14 protein-coding genes are annotated in these 15,292 nt (G+C 72.4%); 8 read left to right on the top strand and 6 right to left on the bottom strand.

Annotation, left to right across the window (positions count from 1 at the left end):
• Nucleotides 1–32: 32 nt before the first annotated feature.
• The 3 genes from EJV46_RS22085 (at nt 33) to EJV46_RS22075 (ending at nt 2,879) form a co-directional block, all read left to right on the top strand.
• Nucleotides 33–983, top strand: a complete 951-nt coding sequence (locus EJV46_RS22085) for a tripartite tricarboxylate transporter substrate binding protein (protein WP_165585685.1) — start codon at nt 33–35, stop codon at nt 981–983.
• A complete protein-coding gene (locus EJV46_RS22080) occupies nt 983–1,783 on the top strand; it encodes an SDR family NAD(P)-dependent oxidoreductase (RefSeq protein ID WP_131550902.1) in 801 nt (266 codons plus the stop codon). Before EJV46_RS22085 ends, EJV46_RS22080 begins: the two co-directional genes overlap by 1 nt.
• Nucleotides 1,784–1,871: 88 nt before the next feature.
• A complete protein-coding gene (locus EJV46_RS22075) occupies nt 1,872–2,879 on the top strand; it encodes a hypothetical protein (RefSeq protein ID WP_131550901.1) in 1,008 nt (335 codons plus the stop codon).
• 20 nt (nt 2,880–2,899) lie between these two features.
• Here EJV46_RS22075 and EJV46_RS22070 read toward each other — a convergent pair whose 3' ends face one another.
• The 3 genes from EJV46_RS22070 to pxpB all read right to left on the bottom strand — a co-directional run bounded on the left by EJV46_RS22070 (nt 2,900) and on the right by pxpB (nt 5,670).
• Nucleotides 2,900–3,949, bottom strand: coding sequence for an LLM class flavin-dependent oxidoreductase (locus EJV46_RS22070; RefSeq protein WP_131550900.1), 1,050 nt, complete (start codon nt 3,947–3,949; stop codon nt 2,900–2,902).
• Nucleotides 3,950–4,030: 81 nt separating this feature from the next.
• The gene (locus EJV46_RS22065) at nt 4,031–4,957 is read right to left on the bottom strand and encodes a biotin-dependent carboxyltransferase family protein (protein WP_131550899.1); all 927 of its coding nucleotides are present in this window, start codon (nt 4,955–4,957) and stop codon (nt 4,031–4,033) included.
• Nucleotides 4,954–5,670 (bottom strand): 5-oxoprolinase subunit PxpB, encoded by a 717-nt coding sequence (gene pxpB, locus EJV46_RS22060; RefSeq protein WP_131550898.1) that lies wholly within the window; start codon nt 5,668–5,670, stop codon nt 4,954–4,956. The genes EJV46_RS22065 and pxpB overlap by 4 nt, the downstream gene beginning before the upstream one ends.
• Nucleotides 5,671–5,729: 59 nt before the next feature.
• Between pxpB and EJV46_RS22055 the strand changes: the two genes are divergently transcribed.
• The 5 genes from EJV46_RS22055 (at nt 5,730) to EJV46_RS22035 (ending at nt 12,684) form a co-directional block, all read left to right on the top strand.
• Entirely contained in the window at nt 5,730–6,518 is a 789-nt protein-coding gene (locus tag EJV46_RS22055) for a LamB/YcsF family protein (protein ID WP_131550897.1), read from the top strand.
• A 563-nt stretch (nt 6,519–7,081) separates the two neighbouring features.
• Nucleotides 7,082–7,444: a hypothetical protein gene (locus EJV46_RS22050; protein WP_165585684.1), complete on the top strand. Its 363-nt coding sequence runs from the start codon at nt 7,082–7,084 to the stop codon at nt 7,442–7,444.
• Between the two features lie 64 nt (nt 7,445–7,508).
• Nucleotides 7,509–9,167, top strand: coding sequence for an efflux RND transporter periplasmic adaptor subunit (locus EJV46_RS22045; RefSeq protein WP_131550895.1), 1,659 nt, complete (start codon nt 7,509–7,511; stop codon nt 9,165–9,167).
• A complete protein-coding gene (locus EJV46_RS22040) occupies nt 9,167–12,298 on the top strand; it encodes an efflux RND transporter permease subunit (RefSeq protein ID WP_131550894.1) in 3,132 nt (1,043 codons plus the stop codon). The genes EJV46_RS22045 and EJV46_RS22040 overlap by 1 nt, the downstream gene beginning before the upstream one ends.
• An 11-nt stretch (nt 12,299–12,309) precedes the next feature.
• Nucleotides 12,310–12,684 (top strand): hypothetical protein, encoded by a 375-nt coding sequence (locus EJV46_RS22035; protein WP_131550893.1) that lies wholly within the window; start codon nt 12,310–12,312, stop codon nt 12,682–12,684.
• A gap of 7 nt (nt 12,685–12,691) precedes the next feature.
• Here the strand turns inward: EJV46_RS22035 and pcaB are convergent, their stop codons facing one another.
• From pcaB to pcaH, 3 genes are read right to left on the bottom strand one after another with little or no spacing between them, the layout of a single operon-like run.
• Nucleotides 12,692–14,038, bottom strand: coding sequence for a 3-carboxy-cis,cis-muconate cycloisomerase (gene pcaB, locus EJV46_RS22030; RefSeq protein ID WP_131550892.1), 1,347 nt, complete (start codon nt 14,036–14,038; stop codon nt 12,692–12,694).
• 4 nt (nt 14,039–14,042) lie between these two features.
• Nucleotides 14,043–14,591, bottom strand: a complete 549-nt coding sequence (gene pcaG / locus EJV46_RS22025) for a protocatechuate 3,4-dioxygenase subunit alpha (protein WP_131550891.1) — start codon at nt 14,589–14,591, stop codon at nt 14,043–14,045.
• The gene (pcaH, locus tag EJV46_RS22020) at nt 14,588–15,289 is read right to left on the bottom strand and encodes a protocatechuate 3,4-dioxygenase subunit beta (protein ID WP_131550890.1); all 702 of its coding nucleotides are present in this window, start codon (nt 15,287–15,289) and stop codon (nt 14,588–14,590) included. The genes pcaG and pcaH overlap by 4 nt, the downstream gene beginning before the upstream one ends.
• Nucleotides 15,290–15,292: the final 3 nt, after the last annotated feature.

Raw genomic sequence — 15,292 nt, 5'->3', positions numbered from 1 at the left:
CGGCCGCGCGGACGGCCAAGGGAGGAACAAGAATGAAAAGACGCACCCTGCTCGGCACGGGACCGGCCCTGCTGGCGGCGCCTGCGCTCGCCCAGTCCTGGCGGCCGGACCGGCCCATCGAGATCGTCGTCGGCTTCACCCCCGGCGGCGCGACCGACGTGGACGCGCGCCTCTACGCCCGCTTCCTGGAGCCGCGCATCGGCGGCACGGTGGTCGTCTCCAACCGGCCGGGCGCGGGCGGCGAGGTCGCGCTGGCGGCGGTCGCGCGCGGACGGGCGGACGGCACCATCATCGGCACCACCAACATGCCGGGCCTGCTGACCATCCCCATCGAGCGGCCGGCGCAGTTCAGGCTCGCCGACTTCCACGGCATCGGCAATCTGATCGGCGATCCCTCCGCCATCTCGGTCGCCGCCTCCTCGCCCTACCGGACCATCGAGGATCTCTTCGAGTCCGCGCGGCGGGCGCCGGAGACCATCACCTTCGGCTCGCCCGGCATCGGCACGGACGATCACCTGCTGATGGTGCTCATCCAGGTGGCGACGGGGCTGCGCTTCAACCACGTGTCCTTCCAGGGCGATCCGCCGATCCGCACCGCGATCCTCGGCAACCAGATCGTCGCGACGGGGCTGAACCTCGGCTATGTGCTGACCAACAATGACGGCATGCGCCTGCTGGCCCTCGCCGCCTCCCAGCGCAGCCGCTTCGCGCCGGACCTGCCGACGCTGAAGGAAAAGGGCGTTGACGTGAACATGGCCTCCGAGCGCGGCCTGGTGATGCCGGCCGGGACGCCCGCGCATGTCGTCTCGCGCTTCCGCGAGGCGACGGAGGACATCGCGAAGGATCCGGAATTCATCAAGGCGATCGAGGCGCGCTCGCTGCTGGTGCAGCACGAGCCGGGCGAGGCCTGGTTCGCGCGGCTCCGGCAGGACGAGCAGCGCTACCGGCAGCTCTGGGCCACCACCCCCTGGGCGCAGCGCTGATGGCGGGTCGCCTCCAGGGAAAGCGCGTCCTGCTGCTCGGCGCGGGCTCCGTCGGCGAGGGGATCGGCAATGGCCGCGCCATGGCCCTCCTCTTCGCGCGGGAGGGCGCGCAGGTCGCCTGCGTGGACCTGCACCTCGCCGCGGCCGAGGAGACCACGGCGCTGATCGCGAAGGAGGGCGGGCAGGCCTTCGCGCTCGCCGCCGACGTGACGCAGGAGAGCGAGATCGCACGCGTCGTCGCGGCCACGATCGCGGCCTTCGGGCGCATCGACATCCTGGTGAACAATGTCGGCGGCAGCGTGCCCGGCGGGCCGGAGGAGCTGACGCCGGAGGCCTGGCACAAGCAGTTCCACCACAACCTGCACTACGTGCATCTCAGCACGCGCGCCGTCCTGCCGCTGATGACGAAGCAGGGCGGCGGGGCGATTGTGAACCTCTCCTCCATCGCGGCGCTGCGCAACATCGGCAACGACCTGATGGCCTATGCCGCCTCCAAGGCGGGCGTGACCGCGCTCAGCAAGATGATCGCCGTCCGCTATGCGCCGCACGGCATCCGCTGCAACGTGGTGGTGCCGGGCCTGATGCACACGCCGCTGGTCGAGGCGCGGCTCGCCGGCCAGCGCAGCGGCGGCGACGTCGCGGCGATCGTGGCGAAGCGCAACGCCCAGCCGCCCATGGGCCGCATGGGCGACGCCTGGGACGTCGCCTATGCCGCGCTCTACCTGGCCTCGGACGAGGCGAAATACGTCACCGGCATCGAAATCGTGGTGGATGGGGGGCTGACGCTGAAGACGCCCTGACGCCCGGAACCCGTCGCGACATGGCGCGGAAGGCGGCAGCCGGCTAGGATGCCGCCCCACGCAAGCTGCCGGATGCATGACGGGACCGATGGAACCAGCCGAGCTTCACCATCTGGGCGCGGAGGCGGAACTCGCGCCCCTGGCGCGCGACCGCGCCCGCCGCCCCAGCAACTTCCGGGCGCTGAAGGAGGTCGGGGATTATGGCCTCGACTTCACGCCGGAGGGCCCGGACCTGGTCCTCTCCTTCGACACGGATGACAGCGCCCAGGCCCCGCATCGCCTGCCCTGGCTCCACCGCGCCTTCCGCGACCAGGGCCTGGCCGTGCTCGGCGTCAAGATGAGGCGGGCGGACTGGTACCGGGGCGAGGCGCTTCACGATTTCTTCCAGTCGCCGGACTTCCATGACCTGGTCGGCGCCTATGACCGGGTCCTCTTCACCGGGGGGTCGATGGGCGGCTTCGCCGCCCTGACCTTCAGCACGCCCGGCTCGATCGTCCTGGCCCACAACCCGCCGACGAACCTGGATCCGGCGCTGACGCCCTGGGATGCGCGGTTCCCCGAGGCGCGGTCGCTGGATTGGAGCGGCCGTTTCGCGCGGGCGGAGGAGGGCGCGCGGCAGGCGGCGCGGGTCTTCGTCACCTACGACCCCTTCGACGGCCTCGACGCGCGCCATGTGGCGCGGCTGGACCCCGCCAATCTCGTGCGGCTCAAGGCGCCCCTGCTGGGGAATCCGCTGCCGGGCTTCCTGCGGCGGATCGGCCTGCTCGCCGAGCTGGCGCCGCTGGCCCTCTCCGGCGAGCTCACCCCGGAATGGTGGTCCCGCGCGATCCGCAAGCGGCGCGAGCTGGCGCGCTACCACCTGATGATGGCCGGCCATGTCGGCACGCCCGACGCGGTCGCGCGGCTGATGGCGCGGGCCTGGCATCTCAGCGAGGACGAGCGCCGCACCCAGGACCGGATCCGCCGCATGGTGGCCGCCCGGAAGCTGGACGAGCTGTTCGAGCGTCACCTCGTTGAGGAGAAGGTGAGCCGGGTGGCGGGGCCGGCCGGGCCGGACGAGGAGCTGTTCCGCCACTTCATGACGGAGCGCCCCTGAGCGCTCCGCCGGGCCGGGGATCAGGCGGCCAGCGCCTCCGCCTCCGCGCTCCGGCGCAGGGCGGGCAGCAGGTCGCGGCCGAGGCGCTCGATCGCGGCCAGCGTGGATGCGGCCGGCAGGCCGGAGAAGCCGCAATACATGCTGATATGCGAGGGGCGGAGCACCTTCACGTCGTGCGCGAGGATCCGCGTGACCTTCTCCACGCCGCCGATGGGCGTGTTCTCCAGCAGCCATTCGACGGTCGGCTCGCCCTCGAAGGGCACGGAATGCATGCGCACCCCGTCGCGCGGCGGCACGGGCACGCGCAGCGAGAGGGTGGTGCGCGCGAGCTTCAGCAGCCCCTCGGCGGCGCGGCGCTGCTCGGCCGGGTCGTCGGTGACGAAGATGTAGCGCTGCAGGCCGAGCGGGATGTCGCGGCCGGTGAAGCCGCCGGCGCGGTAGCCCTCCTCCGCCTTGGCCTTCAGCGGCAGCGCCATCTCGGCGGTGCGGACGCCCTGGCTGACCAGCAGCGTGGCGCCCACGCGGCCGGCGCGCTCGAGCAGGCTGCCGCTGGCCCCGGCGAGGTAGATCGGCGGCAGGCCCGGCGCGATGCAGATGGGCGAGTCGGGATAGCTGTAGTGGCGGCCCTGGTGGTTCACCCGGCCGGTGGCGAGGCCCTGCTCCAGGATGTCCCACTCCTCGTGCATCATCTCGGAACGGGCGGCATGGTCGATGCCGTAGCTGTTGAACTCGTGGAACTGGTGGCCGGTGGCGATGCCCAGGTTGAGACGGCCGCCGCTGGCCAGCTGGGCGAAGCCGATCTCCTGCACGGCGCGCAGCGGGTTGTGCAGCGGCAGCACGACCACCCCCGTGCCCAGGCGGATGCGCTTCGTCAGCGCCGCGCAATGGGCGACCATCATCAGCGGATTGGGGCAGATCGAGGCGCTGGTGAAGTGGTGCTCGGCGAACCAGGTGGCGTCGAAGCCGGTCTTCTCGGCCAGCTGGACGGCAGCGGCCGTCATCTCGAAGACCTGGCCGGGCGTCTCCTGGTCATGGTTCAGCGACATCAGGTTGAAGAGCGCCAGTTCCATCGCATCCAATCTCCAGGCCGGTTTCGCGGCGCAGCATAGCAGGGTGTCCCGGCCCAGTGTCCGTCGGACTGGGCCTAGCCGCTATGCCTCGGACAGCAGGTCGGCCATGCCGGCCATGGCGGATTCGAGTCGGGCCAGGGCCACGCGCGCCTGCTCGGGCGCGACGGCCTCGAAGCGCAGCACGGTGCCCGGAACGGACTGGCCCAGCCGGTGCAGGTCGGCGGCGATGACGGCGCAGATCTTGGGATAGCCGCCGGAGGTGTGGCGGTCGGGCAGGAGGGCGATGGGATGGCCGCTGCCCGGCACCTGGAGGGCGCCGGTGGCCAGCCCGTCCGTGGCGATCTCGGGGCGGCCGACATGGGTCAGCCTGGGGCCGGAGAGGCGCAGGCCCATGCGGTCGGCATGGGGCGTCACCGTGAAGTCGGCGGAGAGCAGGGCGTCGATGGCCTCCTCGGTGAAGTGGTCGTCCTGCGGGCCGAGGAGGACTCGGAGCGGCCGGTCGCGCCCGGCGGGGACGGGGTGGGGCAGGCGGCGCTCGCGGCGGGGCGTGGCGGCGGGCCGCACGAGCGGCAGCCGGTCCCCGGCCAGGAGGCGGCCGCCATGCAGCCCGCCGAAGCCGGCGCGCGTGTAGGTGGAAAGGCTGCCGAGCACGGGCGCGATGTCGAAGCCGCCCTCGACGGCGAGGTAGCAGGCGCCGCCCGCGATGCGGCCGATCGCGAGCGTGTCGCCGCGACGCAGGACCATGCTTTCCAGCATCGGGGGCGAGACCCGGGCGCCGGCCAATGCGACGCGCACGGAATCCGCCTCCACCTCGAGGGTGCAGCCGAGGCGGCACATCTCCAGCGCGGCCGTGCCGGGCGGATTGCCGACGACGAGGTTCGCCGTGCGCAGCGAGACGGGGTCCAGCGCGCCGGAGGGCGGCACGCCCAGCCCCTGATGGCCGACACGGCCGAGATCCTGGACGGTGGCGAAGAGCCCGCCCTCGACGACGCGGATGGCGGGGCTCATGCGCGGCAGAGCGCCACGGGATCGGCGCCGGCGCGGAAGCCCTCGGCCAGGGCGGCGAACTCGGCGGGCGGGATGGGGCGGAAGCGCACCTCGTCGCCCGTGGCGACCAGCGAGGGCGGCTCGCGCAGCGGATCGAAGAGGGGCACGGGGGTCCGGCCGATGAGGTTCCAGCCGCCGGGCACCGTCTGCGGATAGATGGCCGTGAACTCGTTGGCGACGCCGAGCGAGCCGGCCGGCACGGCGATTCGCGGCGTCGTCCGCCGCGGCGCGGCGAGGCGCGGGTCGAGGCCGGCGAGATAGGGGTAGCCGGGATAGCCCCCCACCATGGCGGCGAGGTAGCGGCCGGCCGCGTGGATCGCGACGACCTCTCCGGGCGGCATTCCGAGGCGCGCGGCAAGGTCCGTGAGGTCCGGCGCATATTCGCCCTCGTAGCAGATGGGCAGCATCCAGCGCGCGCCCTCCGCCTCGGTCTCCGCCGCGGGAGCGAGTCCGCGCAGCAGGGCCGTCAGCCGTCGCAGGCTGAGGCGTCGCGGGTCGTAGTGAATGGTCAGCGAGCGCAGCGTGGCCACACGCTCGACGATGCCCTCGGTGCCTTGGAGCTGCCGGTCCAGGCTCCGCGCGCGGGCGGCGGCTTCGGGCGTGTAGGCGGGACCGAATTCGACGGTGAGGGCGGCGTCGCCCAGAGGGAGCAGGCGTGGTTCTGGCAGCGGCATGCGGCGCAGATTGCACCGGGGACATGGACGCGCAAATGCCCCCGCGCCATCATGATCGCATGGTGGAGATCTCCCTCAACGCCGATCTCGGCGAAAGCTTCGGGCCCTGGAAGATGGGCGACGACGCGGCGCTGCTGCCGCTCATCAACGCGGCGAGCCTGGCCTGCGGCTATCACGCGGGCGATCCCGGAATCATGGCCGAGACGGTGCGGCTGGCGCTGGAAGCGGGCTGCAGCATCGGCGCGCATCCGGGCTTTCCCGACCTGCAGGGCTTCGGCCGGCGGGCGCTGAAGATGTCGGCGCGCGAGGTGGAGGCCATCACCGCCTATCAGGTGGGCGCGCTGGCCGGCACGGCGGCGCTGCATGGCGGCAAGGTCACGCATGTGAAGCCGCACGGCATGCTGAACACCCTCGCCAGCGCCGATGCGGATCTCGCGCGGGCGATCGCGCGCGCGGCGCGGGCCGTTGATCGCGGGATGATCCTGGTGGTGCTGCCCGGCACCGAGCTGGAGAAAGCCGGGCGCGCCGAGGGGCTGCCCTGCGCGCTGGAGGGCTATGCCGACCGGCTCTACGAGCCCGATGGACGGCTGGCCAGCCGCGCCCTGCCGGATGCCGTGCACCACGACATCGCCGTGATCCGCGAGCAGGCGCTGCGCATGGTGCTGGAGCGCGAGGTCATCGCGCGGGGCGGCGTGCGGCTGAAGCTGGAGGTGCAGACACTCTGCCTGCATGGCGACGAGCCGAGCGCGGTCGAGGCGGCGCGGCAGGTGCGGGCCGGGCTGCTGGCAGGCGGGGCGGAGCTGAGGCCGCTGCCCGAGATGAGGTTTTCGGGTCGTGTCTCAGTTTGAAATTGGCTGCTGACGCAACCAGCAGCGGCGACGTAGGTAGGAACGATGGCGTCCAAGGGCCAAATGACCGGAATGCAGGGCGTATTCCTTGTTGCCGCTGAGCTATCGAAGCTCGGCTTTATCGTCTCTCTGACGTCCAGGAGCGCGGCCGGTGCTGATCTGCTGTGACGGACCAGCTCTGTCAGAAGGCGTGGTCTGTGCAGGTGAAGACTAACGCCAGGCCGGCTCGCTTCTGGCTCGTTGGCCGCCACGGGCTGAAGGTGAAATCCGACTCTCATGCCTACGTCTTCGTGAACCTGCGAGATTCTATGCGGCCAGAGTATCTCGTCGCCGGAAGCGTCCATGTGGCAGCAAAGGTGAGGACCAAGGAGCGCAGCACGGGGTCGACATGGTGGTCATTCCATCGCGAGGACCGTAGCGCTGACGGTGAAGGGTGGGAGCTTTTCGGCGATCCTCACGCGTCTGAGGAACCGGCAGCCGAAGATGAGCTGGACGCGGACTGGATTTCACCGCGACCCTAACCATCCCCAGCTATTGACCGCCGCCACTCCCGCGGGATACCCGTGACGGGCATGGTCCTGATGCGCCTTCATGGAATCGCCCGGCGGATGCTGCCCGTCCTGATGGCGCTCCTGCTCCTCGGGGCCGCGCCCCATGCGCATGCCTTCGAGAGCCATGTTTTCGATAGCCTGGGCGTCGAGGTTTCTCTGCCATCGATCCAGGACGGCCACGAGCCGGACGGCAAGGCGGCGCCCTGCGAGGTGCATTGCGCGATGTGCCACGCGGCCTCGCTGCCGCCACTGGATTTTCGCCCCGCCGCGCCGGCCTCGACCTTCCGCACGGCCTGGGGCGGCTTCGACACATTCCGCCTCGGCCATGCCGGCGACCGGCCGCAAAGGCCCCCCAGGCTGATCGCGATCGCCTGAGCGCGGCGGCCCTCCGGCAGCCGCGCTGCGTCTCGCATCGCGTCCCGCCGGAAGGCCCGTTCCCATGTTCCATCGCGTCCTGCGCCGTGCCGTCCTGGCCTGCGCCCTCACCTTCTCTGCGCCCGCCCTGGCCCATGAGGGGCATGACGAGGCGCCCGCGGCCGCGGCGCCCGCCCGGCCGCGCATCGCCGTGCACTCGGAGCTCTACGAGCTCGTCGCCGTGCGCGAGGCGGCCGACCGTCTCCGGATCTGGCTCGACCGCTTCGACGGCAATGCGCCGGTCGCCGATGCGCGCATCGAGGCCACCCTGAGCGAGGCCACCCTGGGCGAAGCCGCCATCGCCGCCGAGCCGCAACCGAACGGCACCTACCTCCTGCATTCCGAGGCGCTGGCGGCCAGGGGCACGCCCTTGGAGCTGGTCTTCTCCATCACCGGCGCGATCGGGGACGACCTGCTCCTCGGCACGCTGCCCGCCCTGCCGCCGCCCGACCCGCATGCCGGCCCGCATGAGGATCCCTGGCAGGCCGCCCTCGAATGGGCCGCGCACCGGCCCTGGTTCCCCATCGGCGGCGGCGTGGCGGGCGGCTTCCTGCTGGCCATGCTGCTGCGCCCCCGGCGCCGGCGGGTCGCGGCGGCGCTGCTGCTCGTGCTGGCGATGCCCGCCCGGGCGCATGAGGGCCACGACCATGCGGCCGGGCCCGCCCCCTCCGGCGCGATCGACGCGCCGCAGCGCCTGCCGGACGGTGCCGTCTTCCTTCCCAAGATCAGCCAGCGCCTGCTGGAGCTGCGCACCGTCACCCTGCGTGAGGGGGAGGCGCGCCGCGCCGTCACGCTGGTCGGCCGCGTCGTGGCCGACCCCAACCGGGGCGGCCTCGCCCAGAGCATCGCCGGCGGCCGCGTGACGCCGCCGGAGGGCGGGCTGCCGCGCCTCGGCCAGCAGGTGCGCCGCGGCGAGGTGCTCGCGCTGGTGGAGGTGCCGCTGCCCATCGCGGACCGCACCACGATCGCCGAGCGCTCGGGCGAGATCGACCAGCTCATCGCCGGCGCCGAGGCGCGGCTGAACCGCGCGCGCTCGCTGGTGGCGAGCGGCGCCGGCACGCGGGTGCAGGTCATCGACACCGAGATCGAGCTGGACGGGCTGCGCCGCCGCCGCGCGCTCATCGGCGCGAACCGCGTCGAGCCCGAGGCGATCCGCGCCCCGGCGGACGGCATCGTCGCCGTCGCGCGCGTGGTGGCGGGGCAGGTGGTGCAGGCGCAGGACATCCTGTTCCAGATCCTCGACCCAGGCGGGCTCTGGGTGGAGGCGCTGGTCTATGGCCCCGATGCTGCGCGGCTGGAGGTGCAGGACGCCACCGCCGCGATCGGCGACGGCGCGCCCATGCGGCTCACCCTGCAGGGCTTCGGCCAGGCACTGCAGCAGCAGGCGACGCTGGTGCAGTTCCGCATCGAGGACGCGCCGGCGGGCCTTCCGCTCGGCCAGCCGGTGCGGGTGGTGGCGCGGCTCGCGGAGAACCTGCGCGGGCTGATCCTGCCGCGCGCCGCCGTGGTGCGCGCGGCGAATGGCGAGAGCGTCGTCTGGCGGCATGGCGAGCCCGAGACCTTCTCGGCCGCCGCCGTGCGCGTCGAGCCGATCGACGCCGCGCGCGTGCTGGTGGCCGCCGGGCTGCGGCCGGGCGAGCGTGTGGTGGTGCAGGGCGCCGGCCTCGTGAACCAGATCCGCTGATGTTCGCCGCCCTCGTCTCCGCGAGCCTGCGCAACCGCCTGCTCGTCCTCGCCGCGGCGGCGGTCCTGATGGCCTATGGCGCCTTCGTGCTGCCCAAGGTGCCGGTGGACGTCTTCCCCGACCTCAACCGCCCGACCGTCACGCTGCTGACGGAAGCCGAGGGCCTCGCCCCCGAGGAGGTGGAGCGGCTGGTCTCCTTCCCCATCGAGGCGGCGATGAACGGCATGCCGGGCGTGACCCGCGTGCGCTCGGTCTCCTCCGTGGCGCTCTCCATCGTCTATGTGGAGTTCGACTGGTCGGCCGAGCTCTACCGCAGCCGCCAGCTCGTGGCCGAGCGGCTGGGGCTGGTGCGCGCCGGGCTGCCGGCGGGGCTGAACCCGGTGATGGGGCCGGTCAGCTCCATCATGGGCGAGATCATGCTGGTCGCGGTGACGGCGCGCGGGCTGTCGCCCATGGAGACGCGCGAGGCCGCGGACTTCGCCATCCGCCCGCGGCTGCTGGCCATCCCGGGGGTGGCGCAGGTCATCCCGATCGGCGGCGAGGTGCGGCAGTATCGCGTGACGCCCGATCCGGCGGCCATGCAGGCGCTGGACGTGAGTGCCGCGCAGATCGAGGCGGCGGTGGCGCGCTTCGGCGCCAATACGGGCGGCGGCTTCGTGGACCAGCAGGGGCGGGAATACCTCATCCGCAACCTCGGCCTCACGCGGCGGCTGGAGGATCTGCGCGACACGCCGGTGGCGCTGCGCGTGGGGCAGGCCGCGCCCATCCTGCTGCATCAGGTGGCGGCGGTGGAATTCGCCGCGCGCCCGCGCCGCGGCGATGCGGGCTTCATGGGCGGGCCGGCGGTCATCGTCGGCGTGCAGAAGCAGCCGGGCGCGGACACGATCGCCGTGACGCGCGCCGTCGAGGCGGCGCTGGCCGAGATTCAGCGCGGCCTTCCCGCCGGCATGGAGGCCACGCGCGTGCAGTTCCGCCAGGCGGACTTCATCGCGACCTCCATCCGCAACGTCGAGCGCGTGCTGCTGGAGGCGGCGCTGGTGGTGACGGTGGTGCTGATCCTCTTCCTGCTGGACGTGCGCGCGACGGCGATCTCGCTGGTGGCCATCCCGGTCTCGGTGCTGGCGACGGTGGTGGTCTTCCATCTCGCGGGGCTGACCATCAACACCATGACGCTGGGCGGCATCGCCATCGCCATCGGCGAGCTGGTGGACGATGCGGTGGTGGATGTGGAGAACATCCTGCGCCGCCTGCGCGAGAACGCGGCGCGGGCGGAGCCGCATCCCATCCTTTCCGTCGTCGCGGCCGCGAGCCAGGAGGTGCGCTCGGGAATCGTCTACGCGACGATGATCGTGGTGCTGGTCTTCGTGCCGCTCTTCGCGCTGCCGGGGATCGAGGGGCGGCTCTTCGCCCCGCTGGGCGTGGCCTATATCGTGGCGATCCTGGCGAGCCTCGTGGTCTCCGTGACGCTGACGCCGGTGCTGTCCTACTGGCTGCTGGGACACCGGCGTTCGTCGCAAGGGCAGGACAGCTTCGTGCTGCGGGCGATGAAGCGGCTGAACCGCGCCATGGTGCTGCGGGGCCTGGCGGCGCCGCGCGTGGTCTATGCCACGGTGCTGCTGATGTTCGGTGCCGCCGCCTGGGGCGCGTGGAACCTGCCGCGCGCCTTCCTGCCTTCCTTCAACGAGGGGACGGTGCTCGTCACGCTCTCCTTCCGTCCCGGCATATCGCTGCCGGAATCGAGCCGGCTCGGCGCCCTCGCGGAAGGGCTGGTGGCGGAGGTGCCCGAGGTCGTCACCGTGGGCCGCCGCACGGGGCGGGCCGAGCTGGACGAGCATGCGGAGGGCGTGCATGTCAGCGAGCTGGACGTGGCGCTGCGGCCCTCCGGGAGAGGCCGTGAGGCGGTGCTGGCGGAGATCCGCGCGCGACTGGCGCCGCTGCCGGCGCAGCTCAACCTGGGCCAGCCCATCCGGCACCGGCTGGACCACATGCTCTCCGGCGTGCGGGCCGAAATCGCCGTGAAGCTCTTCGGGCCGGATTTCGACACGCTCGGCACGCTGGCCGAGGGGCTGCGCGCGCGCTTCGCCGCCATCCCCGGCCTGGTGGATCTCCAGGTGGAGCGGCAGGTGCGCATCCCGCAGCTGCGCGTGCTGCCGGACTATGCCCAAGCCTCGCTCTACGGCATCACGCCGGCGGCGCTCAACACGGCGCTGGAAGGGCTCTCCAATGGGCGCATCGTCTCGCAGATCGTGGACGGCGTGCGCCGCTTCGACGTGGTGGTGCGCCTCGCCGACCGCGACCGCACGACCGAGGGACTGGGCGAGCTGCTGGTGGCGACGCCCGGCGGGCATATCCCGCTGCGGCTCATCGCCTCCGTGGAGGAGGTGGACGGGCCCAACCAGATCCTGCGCGAGGGCGGGCAGCGGCGTATCGTCGTCTCCGGCAACACGGATGGGGCGCGGGATGCCGCCTCCCTCGTGCGCGACATGCGGGCGGCGCTGGACCAGGCACCGCTGCCGCAGGGCTATTCGGTGGTCATCGAGGGTACGGTCCAGGCGCAGCGGGAGGCGGCACGGACCATCGGCCTGCTTTCGCTGGTCTCGCTCGCGCTGGTCTTCGTCGTCCTCTTCTCCCGCTACCGCTCGGCGGCGCTGGCGCTGATCGTGATGGGGAACATCCCGCTCGCGCTGACGGGCAGCGTGGCGGCGCTGTGGCTCTTCGGCCTGCCGCTCTCGGTGGCCTCGATGGTGGGCTTCATCACGCTGGCCGGCATCAGCGCGCGCAACGGCATCCTGAAGGTGAGCCACACGCTCAACCTCGCGCTCTTCGAGGGCGAGCGCTGGGGGCGCCGCCTGATCCTGCGCGGCAGCGAGGAGCGCGTGGCGCCGGTGCTGATGACCGCGCTCTCGGCGGGCCTCGCGCTCACGCCGCTGCTCTTCGGCGCCGGCGAGCCGGGACGGGAGATCCTGCATCCGGTGGCGGTGACGATCTTCGGCGGGCTCATCAGCGCGACGATCCTGGATGCGGCGCTGACGCCGCTGCTCATCCGGCGCTTCGGGCGCCGGGCTTTGGCGCGGCTGGCCGCCGATCACGCGGACCGGCCGCTGCGCGACGCGGCCTCGGCCGCCTATTGATGGAGAAGATCATGAACGTCACACGGCGCGTCCTGCTCGGGGCTCCGGCGCTGGCCCTTCCCGGGCTGGCGCTGGCCCAGGCGCCGCGGGGCCCCAATGGCGGCCCGATCGCCACCGAGCACGGCCATACCTACGAGCTCGTGATCTCGGGCGCGGCGGCGCAGGTGATCCTGACGGAGGGCAGCCGGCCGATGGCCACGCAGGGTGCCAGCGGCCGGCTCGTGGTGCAGTCGGGCGGGCGGACGGTGAACGTGCCGCTGACCCCCGCCTCGCCGAACCGCCTCGCCGGCAGCGCCCCGGCCCCGCTGGAGGCGGGGGCGCGCATCGTCTTCACGGGGCAGCTGGCGGACGGCCACCGGCTGCAGGGGCGCTTCGTGATCCCGTGAGAACGGGTCAGCGCATCCGTTCGATCACCTGGTCAACGAAGGTCATGGCGCTGCCCAGGTAGTTCTCGGGGTTGCACATGGCCGTGATCATCGCGGGTTCCACGCGGGTGGTGATCTCGGGCACCTGCTGCAGCGCCTGGGCCAGGGGGATGCCCTGGGCGATCGCCACGTCGCAGGCATTGTTCACGACGTGGTGCGCCTCGCCGCGGCCGAGGATCGGGGCCAGCTCCATCATCACCTGCTCCGAGGCGATGAGCCCGCCCGTGGCGGCCAGGTTCTTCAGCATGCGGGCCGGGTCCACCACCAGCCCCTCGGCCAGGAAGCGCGCCTGGGCCAGCGCGCCATGGGTGAGGTTGAAGGCCTGGCCGATGGCCAGCAGCTCGGCCTGCCAGGGGCCGGTGCCGCGCTCCAGGTCCTGCGCCATGGCGGCCAGCACCTGCGGCACCAGCGCGTGCACGCCGCGCGACTGGGCGATGATGTACTCGCAGGAGATCGGGTTGCGCTTCTGCGGCATGGTGGAGCTGCCGCCCCGGCCGAAGACATGCGGCTCGTTCACCTCCGCGACCTCGGTCTGCATGAGCAGCATCACATCCGTCGCGATCTTGGAGAGCGCGCCGCAGACGAGGCCGAGGAAGTTGATCGCCTCCGCGATGCCGTCGCGGGCAACATGCCAGGGGATATCGGGGCAGGCGAGGCCGAGCTCGCGCGCCAGCTCGCGCTGGACGGCGATTCCCTGGCTGCCGAGCGAGGCCAGCGTGCCAGCCGCTCCGCCGAGCTCCAGCCGCTCCACGCGCGGGCGGAGCTGGTCGAGCCGCTCGACCATGGTGATGAGCGGCGAGAGCCAGACCGCGACCTTGTAGCCGAAGGTGACCGGCAGGGCGTGCTGGAGATGCGTGCGCCCGGCCATGATGGTGCCGCGATGGCGCTTCGCGAGCGCGGCGAGCGCGCCGTTCAGCTCCATCAGCTCGCCGCGGATGAGCGCGAAGCCCTGGCGCATCTGCAGCACCACCGCGGTGTCCATCACGTCCTGCGTGGTGGCGCCCCAATGGGTCCAGCGGCCGGCCTCGGGGCCGGCGGCGGCGGTGAGCTGCTTCACCAGGCCGACGACCGGGTAGCCGGTGTTGCGCGTGGCATCGGCCAGGGCCGCGAAGTCCAGCTTGTCGACCGAGGCGGCCTCGGTGATGGCGGTGGCGGCCGCGACCGGCACGATGCCGAGGCGCGACTGCGCGCGGGCCAGCGCGGCCTCGAAGTCGAGCATGCGCTGGAGGAAGGCGCGCTCGCCCATGGCGGCGCGCATGGCGTCGGTGCCGTAGAGCGCGCCCATGACGGGCGAGTCGGCGGGATTCACGGGCATGGGCTCAGAGTTCCAGGAAGACGGTTTCCGCCCCGCCCTGCAGCCGGATGTCGAGCTGCCAGGTTCCGGGGACGGTCGGGGTTGCGATCAGGGTGCAGCGCCGCTCGGGGGGCACGAGCGAGAGGAGCGGATCGCTCTCGTTCAGCGGCTCCTCCGCGAAGTAGAGGCGCGTGGTGAGGTGCCGCAGCAGCCCGCGCGCGAAGATCGCGATCTGCACATGCGGCGCCTGCAGCGTGTTGCCGCGGCCGGGCACCGGGCCGGGCTTGAGGGTGGTGAAGCGGAAGCGGCCCTCGGCATCGGTGGCGCAGCGGCCGAAGCCCTGGAAGGCGCCGTCGTAGCGGCCGTCCGGGTCGGCGTGCCAGATCTCGATCATGGCGTCGGTGACGAGCGCGCCGTCGCCGTCGGTGACTGTGCCCTGGAGCGTGATGCGCTCGCCGCCTGCGTATGTCTGGGGGGCACCGGCATTGGGGCCGTCCGCGCGCAGAAGGTCGGCCCATTCGGGGAAGTCGATGAGGTGCCAGAAGGGACCGGAGGTCTGGTGGGCGGTGCTCACGCCTCGCCCTCTTCGAAGGGGGTGGCCGAGGGGCCGCGCAGCGTGATGTCGAAGCGGTAGCCGAGGGCGAATTCGGGCTGGGTGATGTCCAGGTCGAAGCTGGCGATCAGCCTTTCGCGCGCCTTCTCGTCGGCGGTCGCGAGGAAGATCGGGTCCAGCGCCAGCAGCGGGTCGCCGGGAAAGTACATCTGGGTGACGAGGCGTTGGGCGAAGCCCTGGCCGAAGAGGCTGAAATGGATGTGCACCGGCCGCCAGGCATTGTGGTGGTTGCGCCAGGGATAGGCGCCGGGCCGGATGGTGGTGAAGCGGTACCAGCCCTCCTCGTCGGTGAAGACGCGGCCCTGGCCGGAGAAATGCGGGTCGAGGGGCGCGTCGTGCTGGTCGCGCGCATGGTGGTAGCGGCCGGCGGCATTGGCCTGCCAGACCTCGACCATGGAGCCGCGCAGCGGCGTGCCGCGCTCGTCCAGCACCCGGCCGGCGACGATGATGCGCTCGCCCATGGCGGCATGGCCGTCGAGCCTGGACATGTCGGCATGGGAGGGCAGGGCGAAGCGGGGGGAGGTGGCCTCGGTCAGGGTGACGGGCGCGCGAATGGGCTCCTGCCGCGGTGCCCGCCGGTGGGTGCTGCCATAGGAGGCGCTGTCGAGCGGCGGCTGGGTGCCGGGGATCGCGCGCGCATAGGGGATCGGGTCGGACATGGC

It is taken from the genome of Roseococcus sp. SYP-B2431, assembly GCF_004336745.1.
Lineage (GTDB): Bacteria > Pseudomonadota > Alphaproteobacteria > Acetobacterales > Acetobacteraceae > Roseococcus.
Note: the sequence above shows the minus strand (reverse complement) of the source record. Positions and strands in the feature narration are given on the sequence as shown.